The sequence below is a fragment of the Sphingobacterium sp. ML3W genome, from assembly GCF_029542085.1.
Taxonomy (GTDB): Bacteria; Bacteroidota; Bacteroidia; order Sphingobacteriales; family Sphingobacteriaceae; genus Sphingobacterium.
Map to the genome: position 1 here is coordinate 3,481,065 of NZ_CP107036.1, position 23,601 is coordinate 3,504,665.

Genomic DNA, 23,601 nt, shown 5'->3' on the forward strand with positions numbered 1-23,601 from the left:
TACAACTTACCGCCACAAGAAGTGGCACAACAGTTTTACAGATCGGCTTCAGTGCCGATAATTTTCCAGCTTATTTTGCTTACTTTTTCTTCCATCGTCAGTCGACTGGCTATCCGTTCAATCAGACTATCTTGTTGGCCAACAGCTTTGATAACAGCAGTAATTGCGGCCGCATTCGCCTCTACAGTATCATCGCTGGATAGTGAAGTCAATAATACCTTCTCCTCATTGCCCAACATTTGGATCAACAGCACACGGATATGATTTTCGATAGCGATGCCGCACCGGATGGATACCAGATAGTCGGTTTGTGCCACTGCTGATTTACTGAATTTGATGAAACCCATCCGCTGGCCAATGGGCCGGAAGATCAAATGCGTCAGAATAATGGCCGTCGCTACAAGCGCTGCCTGTGGATACAAACCCAACCCCGATAATGCACCTACGGCAGCTGAGCACCAGATCGTAGCCGCGGTATTGAGACCATGCACGTTCAGTCCGTCCTTCATAATCACTCCGGCACCGAGGAATCCAATCCCACTAACGACATAGGAGGCGATACGTCCAGTAGCATCACCACCTATTTCAATAGAAAGAAGTACAAAGGCTGCTGAACCGAGTGACACCAATGTATTGGTGCGAAGTCCGGCATTCTTCTGACGCCATTGTCTTTCGGAACCAACTGCGGCCCCCAAAAGTAATGCTGCCAATAATCGTAGTGCAAATTCAAAAATAGCCATAGCTCATCCTCCTTTGCGGGCAAAGGTCAGCAATCGTTACCAGGATGGCTGTTAGAGATCATATAGAAAATCATTAGAATTTCATTAGAAAAACAATAAGATTAAAAGTCTGTAAAACAACAACTTAAAAAGAAATAAAAATATATTTCAAGCCTTATGTCCAATTTCTTTAACTTCAATCATTATTGTAGTGTAAAACAGTTACACTTAAAACAATAATAAAATGAAACAACGAATCAATTTTTTCGCAAAAGGCCAAAATGCTATGAAAGCTATGTTTGGATTGGGTGCTTATTTAGGTAAATGTACAATCGAGCAAGAGCTTTTGCATCTGATTTATTTTAGAGTATCACAGATCAACGGATGTGCTTATTGCCTAGATATGCATTCAAAAGATTTGCTTGCTACTGGCGAAAATCCACAGCGTCTATTTTTATTGGACGCTTGGCGCGAGGCACCACTTTATAGCGCACGCGAAAGCGCTGCCTTGGAATGGGCCGAAGCTGTAACAAAAATAACCAATGGTGATGTATCTGATGACGTTTATGCTATTGCAAACCAGGAGTTTTCTGAAGAAGAATTGATAGACCTAACTTTGGCGGTAACAACAATCAATGCATACAACCGTTTTAATATTTCTTTCCGCACTGAAGCTGGAGGGTACAAGGTCGGTCAACATAAGGTGCAGACAGCATAATAACAAAAACTAGACGAATAATATTATTTAACATATTAAACTATAAGCATGAAAGATTTCATCTTATTATTTAGGCAAGCAGGCAATGAGCAGCCTCTTTTAAATGACGAAGAAATTGCCAAAATAAACAAAAAATGGTTCGATTGGATCGGCGACATTGAAGCGCAGGGAAAACTATCCGACCATGGTTCACGACTTGAAAAAGCCGGAAAGGTGTTAAAACCCGGGGGCGTCATTACGGATGGTCCATTTGTGGAGATCCGGGAAAGTCTTGGCGGGTTTATTGTCATCTCAGCAGAAAATCTTGAGGAAGCGACAACATTGGCACATGGTTGTCCTATTTTAGAATCTAATGGTAGTGTTGAGATCAGGGCACTTTTAGTTTAAAAAAATTAAAGGGCAGTTGTATAGCATACAACTGCCCTATTATGTATGATGGAATCTAACTTTCTAAAACAGCTTTTCCAACAAGAATTCACCAAGATTGTCGCTGTAATTTCAAAAGGTTTTGGTCTACAATATATTGAAACTGCGGAAGATATCGTAAGTGAGACATTTTTGCTGGCTACGGAATCGTGGCAGACAAAAGGTTTGCCTCCAAATCCAACGGCATGGCTTTACACGGTAGCCAAGCAGAAAACCTTAAGCCACTTTAGACGGAATAAGATTTTCGAAGACAAAGTAATCCCTGAAATACATCAAAAACAAATCGCAGTGGATCATACCGATGAATTTAGCTTCACGCAGGAAAATATTAAAGATAGTCAGTTAAAGATGCTGTTTGCCATCTGTACACCTGCGATTGCTAGTGAAGCCCAGATCGGACTGGCACTACGGATTCTCTGTGGTTTTGGTATCGAAGAAATCGCCGAAGCCTTCCTCTCAAATAAGGAAACAATTAATAAGCGGTTATTCCGGGCAAAAGAGAAACTCCGCACAGAAAAGATCCAGCTTGAGTTGCCATCCGAAAAGGAGATCGTCCAAAGACTGGACAATGTGCTGCATATTATCTACCTCTTATTCAATGAGGGGTATTATTCCAAAACCCAAAACCAGATTTTACGCAAAGATCTGTGTATAGAAGCCTTGCGTCTCGCGTTAATGTTATCCACCTACGAGAAGACCAATGTTCCAAAAACAAATGCACTCATCGCCTTAATCTGTTTTCATTCTTCACGTTTCGACGCCCGGCACAGTACCGATGGTGAATTTATCTTGTATGAGCAACAGAACGAGAAACTTTGGAATCAAGAGTTAATCAATCAAGGGGTTTATTTTTTGAATCAATCGGCCGATGGTAATCAGCTGACCTCTTATCATATCGAAGCAAAAATTGCACAATGCCATTGTACAAAAGCAGATACAGCGGAAAAATGGAGCGAAATCCTTCAGCTTTACGACCGTCTGCTACTGGTCAATTATTCACCTAGCGCAGTACTCAACAGAACATTTGCTTTATATAAGGCAAAAGGAGCAAAAACGGCATTGATTGAAGCAAAAAAACTGAATCTATCAGACAATCACTTTTATTTTGCATTCTTAGGAGAACTCTACAGGGATATAGATAGACAGAAAGCAATCGCGAACTTTCAGCGTGCGCAAGCATTAGCAAAAACCTCCCTGGAACGGGAGACTATCCAACGCAAGATCGATATGCTGTAAAGTTCGCGAGCTAGTGTACATTGTTAACGCATGCACGCTAATGCATGTACTCTTCTAATTACTGCACTTTAGTGTATCCCCGATTCCTTTTTTGAGAGCTTCCAATAACTCATAAACAATCCGTAGAGCTCGTCAGATTCGATGGTTATTACAGAAGCTGAATACATGATATTTAATTCTTGTGTAGCTGCATGATAAGCCATTTTCCATAACATCGATGGAAGCCGGTCTTTATAATTGGAAGCATTCCTCAAAGTGACAACCACCAAAGTATCACCACCGACTTTTTGCAAGTTAATTGCTGTAACATCTTCCCAATTTCCTGCGCCAAAAGCTTTTGCCAATGGGGTTGTTTTTCCAGAGAAATAGCTTTCATTCAAAACAATCTGAGCAGACTTGTCCCGAAGGCTTAATAAACTATTCAACAACAGGATCAGCATCACCAGTAATGCACCACCCGAAAATACGGCGGGTTTAACTTTTAATTCACCATCAAAAAGTCCAATACAGTACAAGAAGATCAATAAAAGAACGACACAAATCGCACCAGACATACGTAAAAGCTTAGCTGTTTTGCTTTTATTTCTATATAAGTTAGTTTCCTGCCCCATCTTAGTTACCCCAGTTCACATTAAGATTATGTTTTTCTGCATACGATTTTCCTAAAACATATACTTCATCAAATACTTTGTCGATCTCAGGCATAGCATCTTTTTGAATCTTTTCAAGTAATGCCTGCTTTTCCTCAGCAGATCCCTTCGTATCGCAAAGTTTGGCATAGGTAGTATACTCATTTTTATAAACTGGAAGTACCTTTTCAAATAAGGTGATAGACTTTTCTTTTAATGCTTTTGCATCATCATCCGAAACATGAAGTTCATTGATGTCTTTCAATGCTTTTTCTACAGTTTGAATTTTAAAATCCACTGTTTTTTGAGCCTCATTCCCTTCTTTCTTGCTGGAGGGGATATCTGGAAATTCGACGGTTTCCTGTTCAAGACGTTTACCAAAACGCTCGGGAGCAAAGTCTGCTACAAGGTTTGTATTTAGAACAACTTTTCCGAAAAAATTTTCCGGACTTGGGGATTGGCAAGCCGTGAAGAATAAACTCGCCGACATGAAAATAATAAATAGTAAGTGCTTCATATAAATTTTATTTTGTTCCAAAGTAGCTAATATTACTTAAACACACAAACCTGTTCGTGATCCCCCCCTCCATCCAAAATAGTCAGCAAATCATTATATTGAATGAAATACCGCACGATGTTTTATATTATACTTGCCCAACACACTAATTTTTAATATTTTAGTAAATACAAAAAGAACAGATTAAAAACCGCTGATTATGGGCTTTGATATTAGTTATCATCCGATTTCTGAAGAACAGATTAATACCTGGTATTTTGAAGTCATTACAAATCCAGAAAAAATAGAGGCACTAGCATCCGATCACCAAATTGACGACTTCTATAAAACCAAATATCAGGACACAATAAACGCTGGTCGAGAAACAGATCAAAATGATTATTTTGACAAAACACACGGTTTCTTTATTGCAGTTGTTCAAGGATTTTTTGAAACCTACTTTTATATCCGTGGCGGTGCATTATCATTCTCAGAAAATAATCAGTTAGATTCGTACTATAAAAAATGGGAAGAGTTTATCCCTTTGGAATCACTAACGAAAAAAGTTGAAAACAGGCTGGTTGAAAATTATTGCTCGGGTGTATATATTTCTGCTGATCAGGTCGTACGTTTATTGGAAGACTATCACAATAAAGTAGAGATTAAATCAGAACTGGATCAATTATTTTCCGAGGGTCGCATCACTGTTTTCCTAAAAGCGTTAAATTTTGCCAAAGAGCACGGATTGGGTTTATTGGAAGCGACTGAAGTAGTAGAACCTCAGCCTTTTGATTTGAATGAATCTAAAAGTTACTCCAATCTCTTTAACTGTGATAAAGAAGGGCCATTACTCTATCAAGCCGCAGCATTTGAACAGATCAAAGACATCGAACAACGCAATGGCCTTCCTGAAAATGAGGTCCTACACAATGTTAAAGTCGAGAAAGTGCATGTAGAGCCAGAGCATACAACGGCTGATACAGAGAAGACAGATGTCGTTGCCCAAAAGAAAAGTTTTTGGAAACGATTATTTGGTTAATATAAGCACAGCAGAGACCATGACCAAAACCCCTTTCATACTTTCACCTGACAATGAAATTGTCAGTTCGAGAATAGTAAATGCAGCAATAGACCTAGTCTTTGAAGCATGTGCCAATCCTTCTCATTTAGAAAATTGGTGGGGTCCAGCCGGATTTACCAATACATTCGAAGAATTTGACTTTAGGCCCGGTGGACGATGGAAGTTTATCATGCATGGCCCAGATAAAGGTAATTATCAAAATGAATGCATTTTTTCCGAAATAATTTACCCCAAATTAATTACCTGGGACAGACTGTCCAAACCGCTTTTCCGAATGGAGCTATCGCTGAGTGATATTGCTCCCGGTAAAACAAAATTCGGTTTTCGAATGATATTCAATACTACTGCGGAATGCAACAAAATCAAAAGCTTTGTCTTAGATAAAAATGAAGAAAACTTTGATCGGCTTGAACGTGAATTAAAAACAATCATTTAATTACATTCGCCTAATAATTTTATTTGCTGCTATGGACATCATACTTATTGTTATCGTTGCTTTATTTGCTGGATTGATTTATCTACTACGTTCTACAATAAAAAAACAGAATAAAAAGATATCTTCTGTTGGATATGCTGTTATTATTGGCTACATCCTGTCCTTAGCTATCTCTGGAGTTGGTCTATTAACCCATTCCAGTCAATATCATGAGGCCGTTGATCCCGTTGATGGCGCTTGTTACTTACCTTTTGGTGGAAAACATGCCTTATCATTGTTTATATATTTTGTTGCTTTCAATGTCGCCGTGATGGCTATTTGGATAAAAGGCCGAAAAATACCACCTATTCCTCTTGTCCTCGCCCTCATTATTTTGATGATAGGATCAATAATCAGTATCTTCGTATTGACGCAAGTAAGCTATCACGATACATCTACCCTAAGTATCTATGTCGGTAATGAAGGAACATTTTACTTTATTTTCACTCCTCTTTTCTGTTTCTGTTTTGGCATAGGCTTTATTTGGAAAATCATCCAGGAGGAGAGGGAAACATCGTTGCACAGAACTTATCGCAATCCCATACTGAACAAGATCAATATACTGCTTTCCTCCAAACTAGATTATCCGCTATGGGCGCTTATCCTGCTCGTTCCTGTCTTTCTCGTGGTGACCGCAATTCTTATTCTATTTGGTCAAGATAGCGATTCAATGGCCAAGGTATTCACAGAGACCACGACCTGGGCTTTCTCTCAAAAAATGCACCCTCCTATTTTAGATCACCGTGGACATTACCTTTGTACAGTGGCTGCCAAAGGGGGTCCAACAGTTGTAAAGCCACTACGCTTAGGTAAGCGACATGGAAATACGATCATTGTTAACCGTCAACTATTGGTAGCTAATGCTTTTGAAGAAATTTTAAGTGATCTATCTCCAGTCCTTCATCGTTATGTACGCTCTTTTTACGACAGGTACGGATATAATATCTCCACCAGAATCAACTCGGTCAGGGCATCAAATCTGACCTACATGATGATGAAACCACTGGAGTATATATTTCTTTTCTTTTTATATATGTTATATATAGAACCAGAGAAGAAAATCGCCAAACAATACGCTTAATCATTTTCGATTATTACACAATAATATCTCTTAAACAGACAATGCTGGGCTGTATTGGAGGGGTATGACATTTTTTTAATATGGATCAGACAAATTATTTTATTGTCCTCACCGGGGGACCCGGTGTAGGCAAAACCACACTACTTAACGAACTACAAAAGCAGGGGTATAGAACTGTACCGGAAGATGCACGTAGAATCATTAAAGAACAATTGGAGAGCAATGGTGATGGTTTACCCTGGAAAAACAAACAATACTATGCTTCATTGATGTTGACTTCGTCCACGAATAGTTTCCTTCATGAAATAAAAGAAAGCTCTGCAGATCCAGGCTATGTCTTTTTTGACCGTGGAATTCCTGATACACTGGCCTATATCGAAATGGAAAATCTAATTATCGAAGAGTCCCTGCTTGCCGAAGCCAAAGCACACCGCTATCATAAAAAGATATTTATCCTCCCCCCTTGGCAGGAAATTTATAAAACTGATAATGAGCGAAAACAGACTTGGGAAGAGTCCGAAGCCACATTCAATCAGATGAAAAGGATATATGAGCGGCTTGGATATGAGGTCATAGAAATACCTAAAACAACGGTCGAACAACGTTATCAATTTATACTTGAAGCGCTCAAATCAGCAGATCATTGATTTTTCATTAACTTTTAGTTGTTTTTATAAACTGGCGTTAAAAATTGATATTGCAATCCCAAGCGAAATACATTCAATCGAGCCGGCCCCGGGTTAGCTCCAATTAACCCATCGAGATAATCCTTTAAACCCCAAGAATAACCTGCAAAAACCGTATAACGATCATAATTGACATTAAACTGTAGTCGCGGACGGATATCTACATCAATTGCTTTACCTCTATCATGTGTAAAACTTGTTTTATTGCCACTCTTATCTTCAATACTTCCATTTTCTTTGATGCTCAAGGTCTTCGCTACATCAATACCGAATTGCAGATCCATTGTCATCGGTTCAAAATAAACGCGATAACCAACAAAGGGATTAAAATTCAAAAATTGTTGATTGAGTTTGGTCAGTCCGCGACTACCATTAGCGAATTCGCTGCCTTCTAGGTCAACCTTGGTCTGTAAACGTTCAAAAGCTCCCTCTACGCCTAAAAGAAAATTATTCGCAAAGACATAACGGTAATTCACTGCGCCACCCAAATTAATTCCATACTTTTTACCGTAAGGACTATTGGTATAATAATCCTGTTGACTAGAACCATTGAGGTTACTCTTGGCAGTGCTTCCAGATCCCGTAAAATTGGAAACGCCCGAAGTGATACCTACACGAAGTTCATGGGACTGTGAAAAAGCTGCAAATGGAACCGTACTAGCTATACATGCGATAAGTAAAAATCTCTTCATCATAAAAAAAGTAAAAACAAACTAAAATTAAGAAAATTTATGCGATTGAACTTACATTAGCATTTAATTTTTCGAAGAGATATTTTTCATTCCGTCGCCCAACATATAGCTACGAATTTAAGTGGGTAAATAAACAGCTATTTTTTCGATCTTTTCTATATTTATTGAACTACATCAATGGAATTGAATCAATTCGACTTTAATTTTGTTCTATAAGAAGCAATAGAGAAAATTGTATGAAATATATTTTAGAGAATCCCATCAGCGGTCATATCGGCCAACAAAAATATAAAACGACCATCTTATGGCGAAATGGTGAGCTTATTACAGATGAGCCTGAAAAACTTGGTGGAAAAGATCTCGGTCCGGATCCGTATACACTATTGATCTCTTCCCTCGTTTCCTGTACATTGGCAACCTTACGTATGTATATTGACAAAAAGGAACTTAACATCGATGAGATTCAGGTAACTGCCAATATGTATCTACGAATTGAGAAAGAGCAAGTGGTTACTTATTTTGACCGTGAAATTTCATTCGGGCAGGCTATTGAAGAAGACACTCTATTGCGTCTTCAACAAATTGCAGATGAATGTCCGATTTCTAAGATATTAAAGGGTAACGCCATCGTCAATACAACTATGAAAACCAACTCTTAGATGAAAAATTTAATCATTATTGTATTTGGAAAAAACGAAGAAATTCTCCAGACGTTAAAGCGGATTATAGAAAGTAATCATGGATGGCAGGCCATCATTCAACAAGATATGTCAACTTGTAAGGGTTACCTCTCAAACTATCCCAGTGATATCCTCTTGTTGAGCTCCGGTCTATCGACTCAGGAAGAGACAGAGATCACAGACTATCTATCGCATTTAGACCATCCTATTGGCTTAATAAAACATTATGGCGGTGGAAGCGGGCTTTTGAAAAATGAAATTTATAGCTTATTCCCCGATTTGATTCCCAACAAATAAACCCATAAGCATCCTTATTTGCCAATTTCCCAAAAGCAATGAATTTCGATTACAAAGCTTTTATTAAACTAGTTCAATGAAAATTAATCCCTCGTAGATTAATTTTGAACACATCAATACGAAGATCATGAATAGACAAAATTTTATAAAAAAGGGACTTTTAGGTTCTGGCATATTCGCAGCAAGCGCTGCCTCAGCACGTATTATGAAGAATGACATCGACGAAATAGAACCTTTGGAAGCTCTAGATGCCGATGCCGTCCATTACGATTCAGATCAATTGGAAAACCATAGTGTACTCCATAAAGCAACGAGCCGAGGGCATGCAAATCATGGTTGGTTGCAGAGTAATCATACCTTTAGTTTTGCAAATTACCATAATCCCGAACGCATGCATTTTGGTGTACTCCGTGTGCTTAATGATGATATTGTTGCAGCAGGCAGAGGCTTCGGATTACATCCGCACGATAATATGGAAATTATCAGTATTCCTTTAGAAGGGGACCTGGAACATGAAGATAGTATGGGGAATCAAGCCATTATTCGAAAAGGAGATATCCAAGTCATGAGTGCAGGAACGGGTATCATGCATAGTGAATACAATAAAAATAACGATCAGGCTGTTAAATTTTTACAGATCTGGGTCTATCCGAATAAACGCAATGTAGCACCTCGCTACGATCAGATTACCTTGGATAGATCGCAAAGACACAATAAGTTGCAGCAGATCCTCTCTCCAGATCCGTCAGACGAAGGCGTATGGATACATCAGGATGCCTGGTTCCATATGGGACATTTTGACAATGGTATCAGCACAAATTATAATATTAAACAAGCTGGAAATGGTGTTTATATTTTCGTCATCAGCGGAAGTATCAACGTTGAAGGACAAGAATTGGAAACAAGAGATGGCTTTGGAATCTGGGATGTTTCGGAAATTAAACTCACGGCGACCTCAGCAGATACCGAAATCCTTTTGATGGATCTCAACATGATATTAAACTAACGAAACATCATCTTGAAGCTACTATTCCCATTGATAATCAAGACATAGATTAGCTTCATAGCTTCCATTGTCGAACAAGTTCAGGGATAATGACCAGCAAAATTACAGTTTCACTGTTCGCATGATTTTACAAAAAGCGAGGGTATCCAAAACAGCTATTGGATACCCTCATTTTTGTTTGATTCTATTTGTATCCCCTATCGTCTCTTTTCAAAGATTCAATGTTCAGGGGTTTGCCTTTACTTTCTAAAAGCTTATTTGTTCATTGTATAAAATCTATTTTAAAAGCTTATCGAATTGAGTTTTTTATCAACTAAAATACCATCTACAGCCTTTAAATTGAAATTAACGTTACGTTTGGCTTTCAGCTTAATCTTAAACAGAATTTCAGAACCATTCAGTGTTTCCTTATTGCCCAAATTCACAAAAGTAGGATACAACGCTTTACTACCGTTTGTATGCAGACGGTCATTGGTGTAATTACTCATCTCTTTCAGCTGTAATGGATCTATTCCCACAAACTCAAAATCTCCTTGATTATAAGGCAATGCAAAGCTAAGTGCGTTGACCGCTTTAAGGTTTTCACCACTGACCGCTATTTCAACGATATCACCAGACTTCAAGGTAGTCTTGGAGGCTGTCAATTTCAGCTTACCAGCAACTTTCTCCTCTTTGGTTGGTTTCGCTCCACCCTCGATCATGACGGCAACATTTGAGATATCATAGGCATCAATCAGATTATTTTTATTGACGTCACCATTACTCACATAACCCTCAAAATCGCCGTCACCCATTCTTAATCCAGTATAATTGATATAAGAAGTCAAATCATTTTGATCGATCAGACGGTCATTATTGATATCACCCGGTAGATAGCTAGTAGATCCTGGCACCTTAAAGACATAGAGTTCCCGACCTGAGCCAAAACCTCCGACAGCATCTGTAACCGAAATCTTAATAAAACGAGCGACAGGGTGTTGGCTAAAATTAAATTGCTTCATTTCACCATCACGCTTCCAATCAAAGCTTCCAGCCTCAGACCATGTATCTTTGTCATTGCTGTAAAAGACTTTACCTTTTAAAATGATTCCGTTGCCACCGTCTGTGCGAGGAAGATACTCAAACTTATCCAGTTGATTGACTGATTTCAGATCTAGTGTCATGTCAAACGGAACAGCAGTTTGTCCCCATTTGGTATGCCACATATCCCCTTCATCATAGTTGAACAACTTATTGATGCCATTGCCACCTTGATTGTCCACCGAGGTCTCTGCTTTAATACCTTCGATCGCAAATTCTAACGGATTAGCTTTTGTTTTTGCTGTAAATGTACTCCAATCGGAAGCACCGGCTTTATTGACGGCCCTAATTTTAAAGGCATAATCCGTCTCAGCGTCTAAACCTTCAAAGAGCAATTGATTGTCTTTAATGGTAGAGTAGATCAGGTCATTGAAAGCAATCTCATAATAGTCCGCATTGGCAACCTTCTCCCAAGTTGGTGTTACAGTATAAGCTTGTATATTACTATCCGTTACTTTGGCTGTAGGAGCGGTCAGCGAAGCTGTCTGCGATAAATACTTATCAGCTGGCGTAAATTTGAAACCATCAACTTGTATTTCAATTGCTGTCGATGATACATCCTGTTTACCAATACGCACCAATACCATCGGATTTTTGATTAAGGCAACTTTCTCAAATTCCGATCCCTTTGTCGCAAATTGATTCAGATTAGGCTGTGCATCATAGAAATAGGCATTTTCTAAGCCATTAAACTCGGTTAGTGAATGAGCCTCTTGAAGTTTTACTCCTTTTTTGTTCACTTTAGCTGTTACCTTCTTTGGTGCCGCAGTTACATTGAAACGAACCTCAGTCGATTTCGCCTTTTCGAAGCCTTCAAATTCACCTTGTGATGGCGCTATTGTGAACAACACTTTATTGTCTTTATGTAGAGAAGAAATCTTTGTATTCACTCCTTTTCCGTAACGATAGGCCTCAGTTTTCCCATCATCATCATATTCCACGAAATCGGAATTCCCTGATGGATAAACTTCGTAAATACGTTGATCCTTTTTGATTTCCTGCACATTATTGTTAGGATTAGTGATTGGGATGATAGCACCATTTTTAACAAACACAGGTAGCTTCCAAATTGGCACATCAAAATTATTAATGATACGCCCACCTTTATACTTTTCACCTGTAAAATAATCGATCCACTCTCCATCTGGCAAGTAAATACCATTACGAATATCATTGCCCTTCTCATCTACACGTGTTTCCTGATAGATCGGTGCAACCAAAAAATTCGGTCCATACAGATATTGATACTGCGTTGCTTTACCAAGCGTATATTGATTTGCTTGCTCCAAAAACATCGCACGGATGATTGGCAAACCATCGACAGCCTGTTTAGCAATACTATAGCTATAAGGAACTAATTGTGATTTCAACTTTAGGTAGAGGCGGTTAATGGAAGTCGCGGGTTCACCCAGAGCATGTGGATACTTTTCATTGGATCCCCAACCGTCCATATTCAGTTCCATTGGCGTCCAGGTTTTCCACTGAAAGTCTCTAATGTTGACTTTGAAATTTTTACCTCCAAAAATACCATCCATGTCGGAAGTTATATTTGGCTGTCCAGAAAGTCCAGAACCGATATAGGTTGGGATATGGAATCGAATATATTCCCATACACCACCTGTCTGATCCCCTGACCAAATACCGGCATAACGTTGAGTCCCAGCCCAACCGTCTAATGAAATAATAAATGGTCGTGCATCGTTACCATAATAAGGCATCGTATGACCTACATCAGCAACACCATTTAGACCAAAGGAATAACCCGGGCCTACCCAAGCAACGTCTGTCTTTAATACCCGTACACCGGCATCGCGCACTTCCTTAACGATATCTCTTTGCAATAATGCACTAATGCTGTCTTTGGGATGTAAATCAGACTGTGTCCACAAACCGATTTCCACACCATTTCTACATGCGTAATTACCAAATTCTTTTAGATTATTAATATTACCATCCAATGTTTCGGTCTGACCATATCCAGCACCATAACCATCATTGGGTAGAATCCAGCCCAAAGGCATATCATGCGCTTTATAACGGTCTATCACTGCACGAGCTGAAAATTGGTAGTTACCTTTTTCACCATTTAATGATTCTTTTGTACCACCATTGTCTTTTTGGCTTTCTTTATAACGTTTACCATCTTCAAATAGAATCCCTTTTTCATCCTCTTTCCAAAAATCCCTATTATATGCATTTAAGTGACCTTCATATAAGCCAAATTTTGGAAGAAGAATAGGATTACCTGTTAGCTGGTAGAAATCATTCAACAGCGGTACAGTACCGTCATTAATCATAAAAAAGACATCCAGGTAATCTGTATCATGGGAGAGTTTAACTGTTCCTTTTGATTTTGTACCAAATGCATAATTTCCCTTTTTAAAGGTATGCCACATAAACCCATAGCCATTGGTTGACCAAAAGTAAGGTGTGGGTGATGCTACACCGCCATCGGTCCAGCTATTTTGGTTCTCAATTGCGATCGCTTTACCTTTATGGGAGAACCGTCCATTCTGAACACCCCCGCCAAAGAAGTACTCATCCTTATTTTCCTTTAATTCTAAGCTCACTTGTTTAGATTCGAAAGCGATGGGTTTTAAACTCTCTACGACGATTTTATTCGTGTTACGGTTTAGGATACTAAACTGTGATGTCTGTTTATCTATGGAGAATATGATGTCTTTGGTCCTTATTACAGCCTTACTACCATCATCCTTTACTTCCAAGTTATCCACTGCTTTCCGTGGCTGTTCGACAAGGATCTTCGCCTCAGGTTTTGCTTCCGGATCGCGGATTATTCCACCATGTATATCTTGAAACATCCTGAAAATATGATTTCCATAGAAATCCAATGTCAGCCTTTGGTTGTTGTCATATACAATCTCTACTGTTGTTGGGTTAATTTTCTGTACAGCAATAATTTTACTAACAGGAGTGGTCTGTTCTATGCGATAATATGCAACTGTGCTAGTCATCGCACTAACTCTATTCGTTTGAAAAATAAACGGAGAAGCCAATCCAACCAACAAACTAACTTGCGCTTTTGTACTCCAAAAAGATATCTTCATGTATATAATTTATAATATTGAATAGCACAATTGCTTTTCCATCGTTGAGATAGACAGCAAGATGCTGTTAAATTAACAGAACAATAATACAATAGTAAATCCAAGTAAAAAAGAGCCTGCGAAATGCAAACGATTGTCTAATAATAATGTTGCAGGAGTAAAGTGATTTTAGGATGTCTCTGTGGAAAAGGAAAATAGCAAAAGTCTGTAAACGAAAGAAGCCCTTGACTGTTTCCAGCAAGGGCTTCCGTGTAAAAAAAGGCACCGACCTACTCTCCCACCTGTTACGGCAATACCATCGGCTCTGGCGGGCTTGACTGCTCTGTTCGGAATGGGAAGAGGTAGACACCGCCGATATAGGCACCTAAAGATCTTGTATAGTATCAAGTTTTAGATAGCAGTATGTAGACTTTCATGTGAAAGTTTATACCCATCTTATAGCTTAAACCATAATGACATATATATTGAAAGATTAATTCAAAAATTAAAGAGGAAGACAACAGTGTCTGTCTGCTTGAGAAAGCTTCGGGCTATTAGTACCACTTGGCTTTGGTCTCTCAACCTTTACACCTATGGCCTATCAACGTAGTCATCTCCTACGACCCTATAAGGAAGTCTCATCTCGTGGCTAGTTTCGCACTTAGATGCTTTCAGCGCTTATCTATTCCAGACGTAGCTACCCTGCCGTACACCTGGCGGCATAACAGGTTCACCAGAGGTCTGTCCAACCCGGTCCTCTCGTACTAAGGTCAGATCCACTCAAACTTCCAACGCCCACAACAGATAGGGACCGAACTGTCTCGCGACGTTCTGAACCCAGCTCGCGTGCCACTTTAATGGGCGAACAGCCCAACCCTTGGGACCTTCTCCAGCCCCAGGATGTGACGAGCCGACATCGAGGTGCCAAACCTCCCCGTCGATATGAGCTCTTGGGGGAGATCAGCCTGTTATCCCCAGCGTACCTTTTATCCTTTGAGCGATGGCCCTTCCATACAGAACCACCGGATCACTATGTCCGTCTTTCGACCCTGTTCGACTTGTTGGTCTCACAGTCAAGCAAGCTTATGCCATTGCACTCCACGTACGGTTACCAAGCGTACTGAGCTTACCTTTGAAAGCCTCCGTTACCTTTTTGGAGGCGACCACCCCAGTCAAACTACCCACCAAACAATGTCCTCCTCATAAAGGAGTTAGAAACCGAATACAGAAAGGGCGGTATTTCAAGGTTGATTCCACGACTCCTGGCGAAGCCGCTTCAACATCTCCCGCCTATCCTACACATCCTGTACCCAATCTCAATGTTAAGCTATAGTGAAGGTGCATGGGGTCTTTCCGTCCCGTTGCGGGTAATCGGCGTCTTCACCGATACCACAATTTCACCGAGCTCATGGCTGAGACAGCGCCCAGATCGTTACACCATTCGTGCAGGTCGGAACTTACCCGACAAGGAATTTCGCTACCTTAGGACCGTTATAGTTACGGCCGCCGTTTACTGGGGCTTCGATTCAATGCTTCTCTTACGATGACATCCCCTCTTAACCTTCCAGCACCGGGCAGGTGTCAGGCCTTATACCTCATCTTGCGATTTTGCAAAGCCATATGTTTTTGTTAAACAGTCGCCTGGGCCTTTTCACTGCGGCTGCTCTTACGAGACAGCGCCCCTTCTCCCGAAGTTACAGGGCCATTTTGCCGAGTTCCTTAGCCATGACTCACTCGAGCACCTTAGGATTCTCTCCTCGACCACCTGTGTCGGTTTGCGGTACGGGTCTTCATAACCTGAAGCTTAGCGGGTTTTCTTGGAAGTCTGTTTACCTGCTCTATCAGCGCCACCGGAGCTTTGCTGTACTATTGGGGTTCAGCAGGGTCGGCGGATTTGCCTACCGTCCCTATACCTACGCCTTTCAACGAACTATTCCGTCAGTTCGCGGCAGTGTCACTACTCCGTCACCACATCGCAGTTATGAAGAGTACTGGAATATTAACCAGTTGTCCATCGGCTTGCCCCCTTCGGGTGCGCCTTAGGTCCCGACTGACCCTGATCCGATTAACGTTGATCAGGAAACCTTGGTCTTTCGGTGGGCGGGTTTCCCACCCGCCTTATCGTTACTTATGCCTACATTTGCTTTTCCATACGGTCCAACACCCATTACCAGATATCTTCGCCCCATATGGAATGCTCCCCTACCAGATGCATATCTTTCAATGCAAATCCATAGCTTCGGTACCGTTCTTGATGCCCGTTTATTATCCACGCCCGGCCGCTCGACTAGTGAGCTGTTACGCACTCTTTAAATGAATGGCTGCTTCCAAGCCAACATCCTAGCTGTCTGGGCAACCGGACCTCGTTAGTTCAACTTAGAACGAATTTGGGGACCTTAGCTGATGGTCTGGGTTCTTTCCCTCTCGGCCTTGGACCTTAGCACCCAAAGCCTCACTGCCGGCCATATTTAATAGCATTCGGAGTTCGTCTGGATTTGGTAGGATTTGACTCCCCCGCACCCAATCGGTAGCTCTACCTCTATTAAACTCGATGCCGACGCTGTTCCTAAAAACATTTCGGGGAGTACGAGCTATTTCCCAGTTTGATTGGCCTTTCACCCCTACCCTCAGGTCATCCGGAAACTTTTCAACGTTTATCGGTTCGGTCCTCCATTACATGTTACTGCAACTTCAACCTGCCCAAGGGTAGATCACAAGGTTTCGCGTCTACCTCATCTGACTATGCGCCCTATTAAGACTCGCTTTCGCTTCGGCTGCGTCCCTGAAGGACTTAACCTTGCCAGACAAGAGTAACTCGTAGGCTCATTATGCAAAAGGCACGCTGTCACAGAACTTGTCTGCTCCAACCGCTTGTAAGCACACGGTTTCAGGTTCTTTTCACTCCCCTGTTCGGGGTTCTTTTCACCTTTCCCTCACGGTACTGGTTCACTATCGGTCTCTCAGGAGTATTTAGCCTTACCAGATGGTGCTGGTGGATTCCCACAGGATTTCTCCGGTCCCGCGGTACTCAGGATACCACTATGCCAATATTCTTTACCTGTACGGGGCTCTCACCCTTATCGCGCAGTTTCCCACCTGCTTCCAGTTCATAGCATTGTACAATATCGTGGTCCTACAACCCCGACTATGCCGTAACATAATCGGTTTGGGCTCTTTCCCGTTCGCTCGCCACTACTTGGGAAATCATTGTTATTTTCTTCTCCTACGCCTACTTAGATGTTTCAGTTCAGCGCGTTCGCGTATCATACGACTATTCTTCAAATAGTCAGGTTGCCCCATTCGGAAATCTCTGGATCAAGTCGCATTTGCCAATCCCCAAAGCTTATCGCAGCTTATCACGTCCTTCTTCGCCTCTGAGAGCCTAGGCATCCCCCGTGTGCCCTTATTTACTTTCTTCACCGGCATAGCCTTTTGCTACTATGCGGCTGCTTGTGATATATATACCCGTATGCTACGTAAAGATTCGTTCGGCCTTCGACCGAGGGTCTCCTCCCTACATCAAACACATACCAGCATTGTCTCTATACTGTTGTCTTCTCTTGTAATTTTTTTTCTCTTTCAATATGTCAAAGAACTCTTTTTCCGGTTTATATGATATGTATCTGTGATGCATATCCCCGGAGACGTGGAGAATAACGGATTCGAACCGTTGACCCCCTGCGTGCAAGGCAGGTGCTCTAGCCAGCTGAGCTAATTCCCCTTTTTGTTAGACCTGAGATGTTAGACATTAGTCCTTAGATCCCTGTATGTCGCCATCCATTTGTCTAAATACTAGATACTAAATACTCATTACTACCTGGTAGTCCCGAGCAGATTTGAACTGCTGACCCCTACATTATCAGTGTAGTGCTCTAACCAACTGAGCTACGGGACTAGCTATTCTGTTCATCTCTTCTCTCAGGGACCGCTCCATTAGGGGCGGGCACTTTCTTCTGATGTTTTTTCTTCTTTTGCAATCATATGTAACGTGACGAGTACCGATCCGCGATACTCTAGAAAGGAGGTATTCCAGCCGCACCTTCCGGTACGGCTACCTTGTTACGACTTAGCCCCAATTATCGGTTTTACCCTAACACGCTCCTTGCGGTCACATGCTTTAGGTACCCCCAACTTTCATGGCTTGACGGGCGGTGTGTACAAGGCCCGGGAACGTATTCACCGCGTCATTGCTGATACGCGATTACTAGCGAATCCAACTTCATGGGGTCGAGTTGCAGACCCCAATCCGAACTGTGAATGGCTTTTAGAGATTAGCATCATATTGCTATGTAGCTGCCCGCTGTACCATCCATTGTAGCACGTGTGTAGCCCCGGACGTAAGGGCCATGATGACTTGACGTCGTCCCCACCTTCCTCGCTGTTTGCACAGGCAGTCTGTTTAGAGTCCCCACCATTACATGCTGGCAACTAAACATAGGGGTTGCGCTCGTTGCGGGACTTAACCCAACACCTCACGGCACGAGCTGACGACAGCCATGCAGCACCTAGTTTCGTGTCCCGAAGGACGAGACCGTCTCTGATCTCTTCACTAACTTTCAAGCCCGGGTAAGGTTCCTCGCGTATCATCGAATTAAACCACATGCTCCTCCGCTTGTGCGGGCCCCCGTCAATTCCTTTGAGTTTCACCCTTGCGGGCGTACTCCCCAGGTGGATAACTTAACGCTTTCGCTAAGACGCTGGCTGTCTATCGCCAACATCGAGTTATCATCGTTTAGGGCGTGGACTACCAGGGTATCTAATCCTGTTCGATCCCCACGCTTTCGTGCATCAGCGTCAATACCAGCTTAGTGAGCTGCCTTCGCAATCGGAGTTCTAAGACATATCTATGCATTTCACCGCTACTTGTCTTATTCCGCCCACTTCAAATGGATTCAAGCCCATCAGTATCAAAGGCACTGCGATGGTTGAGCCACCGTATTTCACCCCTGACTTAATAGGCCGCCTACGCACCCTTTAAACCCAATAAATCCGGATAACGCTCGGATCCTCCGTATTACCGCGGCTGCTGGCACGGAGTTAGCCGATCCTTATTCTTCCAGTACATTCAGCTCTCTACACGTAAAGAGGTTTATTCCTGGACAAAAGCAGTTTACAACCCATAGGGCAGTCATCCTGCACGCGGCATGGCTGGTTCAGGCTTCCGCCCATTGACCAATATTCCTTACTGCTGCCTCCCGTAGGAGTCTGGTCCGTGTCTCAGTACCAGTGTGGGGGATTCTCCTCTCAGAGCCCCTAGACATCGTCGCCTTGGTAGGCCGTTACCCTACCAACTAGCTAATGTCACGCGAGCCCATCTCTATCCTATAAATATTTAATAATCTCCCGATGCCGGAAAATTATATTATGCGGTCTTAATCTCTCTTTCGAGAGGCTATCCCCCTGATAGAGGTAGGTTGCTCACGCGTTACGCACCCGTGCGCCACTCTCACCAATGATAGCAAGCTACCACCGGATCCCGTCCGACTTGCATGTATTAGGCCTGCCGCTAGCGTTCATCCTGAGCCAGGATCAAACTCTCCATTGTAAAATGAAGTTTTTGATTCCAACTATTTACATAATCAGAATTCTTTTTTTATATCTCTGATCTTGGATCGAATTGAACTAATTCTTGAATTTGTTCATGACTTTCGTTTTGTCTACTCGTCACGCTTACATGATTGTGTTTTCTTAAAGAACTTCTCTCGCTTCAACTTCCGTATCCGCTATATTCCGATGGCATTGCGCCCTCTTTATCTTTTTATCTTTCCCTCCGTTTCCGTTAGGACTGCAAAGGTAGAAATCTTTTTTGAAATACCAAAAAACTTTTGAAGTTTTTTTCTTTTCTTTTTTTTCGATTTCCGCGCCTAACTCCCGTCAGACCCTTCTTTTTTTCAGTGGTATCCCCTTCCGGAGTAACCGTTCCTCCCTTGCGGAGTGGTGCAAAGATAGGGAGTTTACTAACAAACTTCCAAGCCTTTTGTTCTTATTTATTTCAATATATCTGTAACTCGCTGGGAACTTGGCGGATTGTTTTTGTAAAACAGCATCTCGGGGGGCGCCGGGGAGCAAAAATGGACAGTTATACGGGAAAATGCTGTGGAAAGGCCGCGGGAACGTGGACGGAGGAACCGGAGAATCCGGCACGGCAGTGGATACACTGGGCGCAGGGGTTATGGAAACGGTGGACTCATGGGGAAAAGTGTCCCGGAGCGAAACGGGACACTAAAAATAACAGTCGCGTCCGCAAGGGCTCCCTACCAACACGCCGCAGTAGGCACAGAAAGCCGGTATGCCCACAGCAGCGAACATCCCGGAAAGATAGACGACCAGAAAAAAAGCCGATGAACCGCAGCAGGCAGATCGGATCATGGACAGGCATAAAAACCGAGGCCGGAAACAGAACGCGGAGACTGCAGAAAGATAATGCAAAAGTGGAGTCTTCAAGGTTAGCAGAAATTCATCGTTTAGTTAGGGTTTGTTTAGGTTTAGTTTAGGTATTGGTTAGGTTTTGTTTAGCTAAAACCTAACCAATACCTAACTGTACCCTAACTTAATAGTAGGTTATTGCTACTTTAATATTTGACTTATACCTAAAAAATACCAAAATTGGTATCCCTAAAAGCAAAAGCATCCTGCTTCCGGGCTCTGTTCGCACCTTCCTGTTATCTCGCTCGGCTTTTCTCTACCGTTTATCCATCCATTACCTTTCGTTTGTATAGGGGATGGATAGAGAATCTATAGGAAAATCCCGAGCATCGGCGAACAAGGTATGGCCAAAGCGCGATACAGATACCACATGTTGCCCAACAGCAGCAAAAGAACTTCACCCTTTTTCGGGAACGGGACAAAATATACTAAACACGCGAGCTCACTATTGGAATCGCTGTTTTTCGGAAAAGCAATAGAAAAAAAATACAAATTAAGCCGTACATTAGTAAAGGATAAATGATCATTAACAGGAATATTTAATACCTGCATTAGTTTTGAACGAACTTTTCAAAATATATCAAGTCGATGCGAAAGAAGCACTACGCATCCAAGAGTCGAAAAATGAAATGCACCAACATGATTTCGAAGAACTGATTATTGGTGTAAAGGGACAGTTAGAACATTTCATCGATTTTAAAGCACAAACATACAGTGCTCCCTTTGTCAGCTTTGTAGCGCAAGGTAAAAATCATCGTGTGAAACCGCTTCTCCAAGATAATAATATTGATTTTTGGGTTATCCGATTTAAAAGCGAATTCATCCCCGAAACCACCTTCCAACTTTATGCGCATTTTCATGAAAATGCGACATTGACTTTTTTCCAGCCAACTTGTTTTTCCAGATTGGTCATCCTGTGCCAAATGATCCAACAGGAAACACAACAATCTTTAGTAGACTATGCCGTTATTAAGCATTTGTTGAGTACAATTTTTATTATGATCGAGTCGGAACGAAAAAAACAATTTCCGGATACCCAACAACAATTGAAAAACCAGAGCACAACGTTCACCAGCTTTCTAGCTATATTAGAAGAGAATTATCGTCGACCAGAGGGTGTTAATTATTACGCAGAAAAACTTTTTATGTCTGCACGGAATTTAAACTTGATCTGCCAAAGCATATTGCAACAAAGCGTATCGGAGATAATCGAAACAAGAAAACTGATAGAAGCCAAAAATCTATTGTTAACAACCAATAAGACGATTTCGGAAATAGGTTTCGAATTAGGCTATCAGGAAAAATCTTATTTTACCAACGTTTTCAAAAAGAAAGCCGGAATGACGCCATCTGAATTTAGAAATGAAATACAGAAGTTGATTTCCGAATAATACAACAGATTGACTAAAAAACAATACCTCCCTCCGTCCTACGCTACTTAATTTTGTAATAACAATTAACGCTATTAGGAATATTCAAATGCGTAGAAAGGATTTTATAAAAATTATGGCAACATTACCCTTATCAGGCATAGCTAGTCCCGCAAGTTCATTACGTAAATTGTCTACTGAGCTTACTGCGACAGACAAATTTCCAGCTCTTTTTTTAGGCCATGGAAGTCCCATGAATGCTATTGAAGACAATGAGTTTGTTCAAGGATTCAGAAAAATAGGACAAACATTCGAGAAGCCCAAAGCAATCCTCGTCATCTCGGCACATTGGGAGACACGTGGAACATTTGTTACCGCTATGGAGCATCCGGCTACAATCCATGACTTTGGCGGTTTCCCCCAGGCTTTGTTTGACGTACAATATCCTGCGCCCGGAAGCCCCTCGTTAGCTCATGAAACACAGCGTATCGTCACGAAAACCGAAGTACATCTTGACGATAAATGGGGATTGGATCACGGTTCCTGGTCTGTTGTCAAACATTTATACCCCAATGCTGATGTCCCCATTATTCAGATGAGTATTGACTACACCCAACCAGCTTCCTATCATTATGAAATTGCGCAGCAGCTGGCTGAGCTCCGGAAAAAAGGAGTATTGATTATCGGAAGCGGCAATATGGTCCACAATCTCAGCATGGTTGCCTGGGATAAACTCAACACAACCGGATACGCCTACGAATGGGCCAGCATTGCAAATGATAAAATGAAAAAGTTTATTCAAGACGGCAACCATCAGGCTTTAATTGATTTCAGGCAACAGGGCAAGGAGTTTGACCTAGCAATCCCCACACCGGAACACTATCTTCCTTTAATTTATACACTGGCTTTACAGGAAAGAAATGAAGACTTATTTTTGTTCAATGACAATTCTGTAGCAGGCTCACTCACTATGACTTCATTAAAGATCGGTTAGTCAAAAAATATGATGAAATAAGATTCCACCCCAGCCTATCCGAAGACTATTATCAACAGTCTGGGGTGATTTCTTATGGATGTTTTGATGACAGCAGTGAGATAAGTACATTTGTTTTATTGAACGCATACTATCTTAGTTTAAATCATGGCATCAAAACCTGTTATCGAAATTGAATACTGTCCGAAATGCAATTGGATGTTGCGTGCAGCTTATATGTCCCAAGAGATTTTGAGCTCATTCACGGAAGATATCCACGGCGTCCTGATTATTCCAAGTGAAATTGCCGGCCGTTATACCATACGCATAGATGGTCAAGAAATCTTTGACCGAAAAAGAGCAGGCCGATTTCCCGAAATAAAGGAATTAAAGCAACTGATCCGGGATATTGTCGCCCCTGAAAAATCATTGGGACATTCGGATAAAACTTCTTAAAAAACTCGTTCAATTTAGCATAAATCG

The 23,601-nt window shown here is 41.5% G+C and carries 19 protein-coding genes, 2 tRNA genes and 3 rRNA genes; 14 read left to right on the plus strand and 10 right to left on the minus strand.

Annotated elements, in window-relative coordinates; all coding sequences use genetic code 11:
• Window positions 1-35: 35 nt before the first annotated feature.
• Window positions 36-740, minus strand: a complete 705-nt coding sequence (locus OGI71_RS14770) for an MgtC/SapB family protein (RefSeq protein ID WP_282249939.1) — start codon at window positions 738-740, stop codon at window positions 36-38.
• 223 nt (window positions 741-963) lie between these two features.
• Between OGI71_RS14770 and OGI71_RS14775 the strand changes: the two genes are divergently transcribed.
• The 3 genes from OGI71_RS14775 to OGI71_RS14785 are packed head-to-tail and all read left to right on the plus strand — an operon-like array spanning window position 964 to window position 3,099.
• Complete coding sequence (locus OGI71_RS14775) at window positions 964-1,437, plus strand: carboxymuconolactone decarboxylase family protein (RefSeq protein WP_282249941.1); 474 nt, start codon at window positions 964-966, stop codon at window positions 1,435-1,437.
• A gap of 48 nt (window positions 1,438-1,485) precedes the next feature.
• On the plus strand, window positions 1,486-1,824 hold the full coding sequence (locus OGI71_RS14780) for a YciI family protein (RefSeq protein ID WP_223583409.1): 339 nt from the start codon (window positions 1,486-1,488) through the stop codon (window positions 1,822-1,824).
• Between the two features lie 45 nt (window positions 1,825-1,869).
• Window positions 1,870-3,099 (plus strand): DUF6596 domain-containing protein, encoded by a 1,230-nt coding sequence (locus tag OGI71_RS14785; protein ID WP_282249944.1) that lies wholly within the window; start codon window positions 1,870-1,872, stop codon window positions 3,097-3,099.
• 68 nt (window positions 3,100-3,167) lie between these two features.
• On the opposite strand, the gene OGI71_RS14790 is transcribed toward OGI71_RS14785, so the two are convergent.
• Both OGI71_RS14790 and OGI71_RS14795 read right to left on the minus strand, forming a co-directional pair.
• The gene (locus OGI71_RS14790) at window positions 3,168-3,653 is read right to left on the minus strand and encodes a hypothetical protein (protein WP_282249945.1); all 486 of its coding nucleotides are present in this window, start codon (window positions 3,651-3,653) and stop codon (window positions 3,168-3,170) included.
• Between the two features lie 58 nt (window positions 3,654-3,711).
• Window positions 3,712-4,245 carry a hypothetical protein gene (locus OGI71_RS14795; protein WP_282249946.1) on the minus strand — a complete coding sequence of 178 codons (534 nt, stop codon included), beginning with the start codon at window positions 4,243-4,245 and terminating at the stop codon, window positions 3,712-3,714.
• Window positions 4,246-4,444: 199 nt separating this feature from the next.
• Between OGI71_RS14795 and OGI71_RS14800 the strand changes: the two genes are divergently transcribed.
• The 4 genes from OGI71_RS14800 (at window position 4,445) to OGI71_RS14815 (ending at window position 7,508) form a co-directional block, all read left to right on the plus strand.
• Window positions 4,445-5,263 carry a hypothetical protein gene (locus OGI71_RS14800; RefSeq protein WP_282249947.1) on the plus strand — a complete coding sequence of 273 codons (819 nt, stop codon included), beginning with the start codon at window positions 4,445-4,447 and terminating at the stop codon, window positions 5,261-5,263.
• A gap of 19 nt (window positions 5,264-5,282) precedes the next feature.
• On the plus strand, window positions 5,283-5,741 hold the full coding sequence (locus OGI71_RS14805) for an SRPBCC family protein (RefSeq protein ID WP_282249948.1): 459 nt from the start codon (window positions 5,283-5,285) through the stop codon (window positions 5,739-5,741).
• Between the two features lie 31 nt (window positions 5,742-5,772).
• Entirely contained in the window at window positions 5,773-6,861 is a 1,089-nt protein-coding gene (locus OGI71_RS14810) for a DUF6688 family protein (RefSeq protein WP_282249949.1), read from the plus strand.
• A gap of 80 nt (window positions 6,862-6,941) precedes the next feature.
• On the plus strand, window positions 6,942-7,508 hold the full coding sequence (locus OGI71_RS14815) for an AAA family ATPase (RefSeq protein WP_282249950.1): 567 nt from the start codon (window positions 6,942-6,944) through the stop codon (window positions 7,506-7,508).
• 14 nt (window positions 7,509-7,522) lie between these two features.
• Here OGI71_RS14815 and OGI71_RS14820 read toward each other — a convergent pair whose 3' ends face one another.
• The gene (locus OGI71_RS14820) at window positions 7,523-8,242 is read right to left on the minus strand and encodes a hypothetical protein (RefSeq protein WP_282249951.1); all 720 of its coding nucleotides are present in this window, start codon (window positions 8,240-8,242) and stop codon (window positions 7,523-7,525) included.
• Between the two features lie 233 nt (window positions 8,243-8,475).
• Here OGI71_RS14820 and OGI71_RS14825 point away from each other — a divergent pair, with 233 nt between their 5' ends.
• From OGI71_RS14825 to OGI71_RS14835, 3 genes are all read left to right on the plus strand, one after another.
• The gene (locus OGI71_RS14825; RefSeq protein WP_282249952.1) at window positions 8,476-8,898 is read left to right on the plus strand and encodes an OsmC family protein; all 423 of its coding nucleotides are present in this window, start codon (window positions 8,476-8,478) and stop codon (window positions 8,896-8,898) included.
• The gene (locus OGI71_RS14830) at window positions 8,899-9,216 is read left to right on the plus strand and encodes a hypothetical protein (RefSeq protein ID WP_282249953.1); all 318 of its coding nucleotides are present in this window, start codon (window positions 8,899-8,901) and stop codon (window positions 9,214-9,216) included.
• Window positions 9,217-9,343: 127 nt separating this feature from the next.
• Complete coding sequence (locus tag OGI71_RS14835) at window positions 9,344-10,222, plus strand: pirin family protein (RefSeq protein WP_282249954.1); 879 nt, start codon at window positions 9,344-9,346, stop codon at window positions 10,220-10,222.
• Between the two features lie 281 nt (window positions 10,223-10,503).
• On the opposite strand, the gene OGI71_RS14840 is transcribed toward OGI71_RS14835, so the two are convergent.
• From OGI71_RS14840 to OGI71_RS14865, 6 genes are all read right to left on the minus strand, one after another.
• A complete protein-coding gene (locus tag OGI71_RS14840) occupies window positions 10,504-14,370 on the minus strand; it encodes a TIM-barrel domain-containing protein (protein ID WP_282249956.1) in 3,867 nt (1,288 codons plus the stop codon).
• A gap of 256 nt (window positions 14,371-14,626) precedes the next feature.
• Window positions 14,627-14,738 (minus strand): 5S ribosomal RNA (gene rrf / locus OGI71_RS14845).
• Window positions 14,739-14,884: 146 nt separating this feature from the next.
• Window positions 14,885-17,766 (minus strand): 23S ribosomal RNA (locus OGI71_RS14850).
• 230 nt (window positions 17,767-17,996) lie between these two features.
• Window positions 17,997-18,070 (minus strand) — tRNA-Ala (locus OGI71_RS14855).
• A gap of 97 nt (window positions 18,071-18,167) precedes the next feature.
• Window positions 18,168-18,244, minus strand: a tRNA-Ile gene (locus tag OGI71_RS14860).
• A gap of 122 nt (window positions 18,245-18,366) precedes the next feature.
• Window positions 18,367-19,894, minus strand: a 16S ribosomal RNA gene (locus OGI71_RS14865).
• The 16S, 23S and 5S rRNA genes sit together here with 2 tRNA genes alongside, the layout of an rRNA operon.
• Window positions 19,895-20,243: 349 nt before the next feature.
• Here OGI71_RS14865 and OGI71_RS14870 point away from each other — a divergent pair.
• The 4 genes from OGI71_RS14870 (at window position 20,244) to OGI71_RS14885 (ending at window position 23,574) form a co-directional block, all read left to right on the plus strand.
• A complete protein-coding gene (locus tag OGI71_RS14870) occupies window positions 20,244-20,843 on the plus strand; it encodes a hypothetical protein (RefSeq protein ID WP_282249957.1) in 600 nt (199 codons plus the stop codon).
• A gap of 489 nt (window positions 20,844-21,332) precedes the next feature.
• Window positions 21,333-22,166 (plus strand): response regulator transcription factor, encoded by an 834-nt coding sequence (locus OGI71_RS14875; protein ID WP_282249958.1) that lies wholly within the window; start codon window positions 21,333-21,335, stop codon window positions 22,164-22,166.
• A 115-nt stretch (window positions 22,167-22,281) separates the two neighbouring features.
• On the plus strand, window positions 22,282-23,139 hold the full coding sequence (gene ygiD, locus OGI71_RS14880; RefSeq protein ID WP_282249959.1) for a 4,5-DOPA dioxygenase extradiol: 858 nt from the start codon (window positions 22,282-22,284) through the stop codon (window positions 23,137-23,139).
• 147 nt (window positions 23,140-23,286) lie between these two features.
• Window positions 23,287-23,574: a SelT/SelW/SelH family protein gene (locus tag OGI71_RS14885; protein ID WP_282249960.1), complete on the plus strand. Its 288-nt coding sequence runs from the start codon at window positions 23,287-23,289 to the stop codon at window positions 23,572-23,574.
• Window positions 23,575-23,601: the final 27 nt, after the last annotated feature.

Excerpts from the sequence above, each read along its gene's own strand:
- OGI71_RS14800 (WP_282249947.1), top strand. The coding sequence starts at position 4,445 with ATGGGCTTTGATATTAGTTATCATCCGATTTCTGAAGAACAGATTAAT.
- OGI71_RS14790 (WP_282249945.1), bottom strand. The coding sequence starts at position 3,653 with ATGTCTGGTGCGATTTGTGTCGTTCTTTTATTGATCTTCTTGTACTGT.
- ygiD (WP_282249959.1), top strand. The coding sequence starts at position 22,282 with ATGGCAACATTACCCTTATCAGGCATAGCTAGTCCCGCAAGTTCATTA.
- OGI71_RS14840 (WP_282249956.1), bottom strand. The coding sequence starts at position 14,370 with ATGAAGATATCTTTTTGGAGTACAAAAGCGCAAGTTAGTTTGTTGGTT.
- OGI71_RS14820 (WP_282249951.1), bottom strand. The coding sequence starts at position 8,242 with ATGATGAAGAGATTTTTACTTATCGCATGTATAGCTAGTACGGTTCCA.
- OGI71_RS14815 (WP_282249950.1), top strand. The coding sequence starts at position 6,942 with ATGGATCAGACAAATTATTTTATTGTCCTCACCGGGGGACCCGGTGTA.
- OGI71_RS14835 (WP_282249954.1), top strand. The coding sequence starts at position 9,344 with ATGAATAGACAAAATTTTATAAAAAAGGGACTTTTAGGTTCTGGCATA.
- OGI71_RS14775 (WP_282249941.1), top strand. The coding sequence starts at position 964 with ATGAAACAACGAATCAATTTTTTCGCAAAAGGCCAAAATGCTATGAAA.
- OGI71_RS14780 (WP_223583409.1), top strand. The coding sequence starts at position 1,486 with ATGAAAGATTTCATCTTATTATTTAGGCAAGCAGGCAATGAGCAGCCT.
- OGI71_RS14825 (WP_282249952.1), top strand. The coding sequence starts at position 8,476 with ATGAAATATATTTTAGAGAATCCCATCAGCGGTCATATCGGCCAACAA.
- OGI71_RS14785 (WP_282249944.1), top strand. The coding sequence starts at position 1,870 with ATGATGGAATCTAACTTTCTAAAACAGCTTTTCCAACAAGAATTCACC.
- OGI71_RS14770 (WP_282249939.1), bottom strand. The coding sequence starts at position 740 with ATGGCTATTTTTGAATTTGCACTACGATTATTGGCAGCATTACTTTTG.
- OGI71_RS14830 (WP_282249953.1), top strand. The coding sequence starts at position 8,899 with ATGAAAAATTTAATCATTATTGTATTTGGAAAAAACGAAGAAATTCTC.
- OGI71_RS14810 (WP_282249949.1), top strand. The coding sequence starts at position 5,773 with ATGGACATCATACTTATTGTTATCGTTGCTTTATTTGCTGGATTGATT.
- OGI71_RS14885 (WP_282249960.1), top strand. The coding sequence starts at position 23,287 with ATGGCATCAAAACCTGTTATCGAAATTGAATACTGTCCGAAATGCAAT.
- OGI71_RS14805 (WP_282249948.1), top strand. The coding sequence starts at position 5,283 with ATGACCAAAACCCCTTTCATACTTTCACCTGACAATGAAATTGTCAGT.
- OGI71_RS14795 (WP_282249946.1), bottom strand. The coding sequence starts at position 4,245 with ATGAAGCACTTACTATTTATTATTTTCATGTCGGCGAGTTTATTCTTC.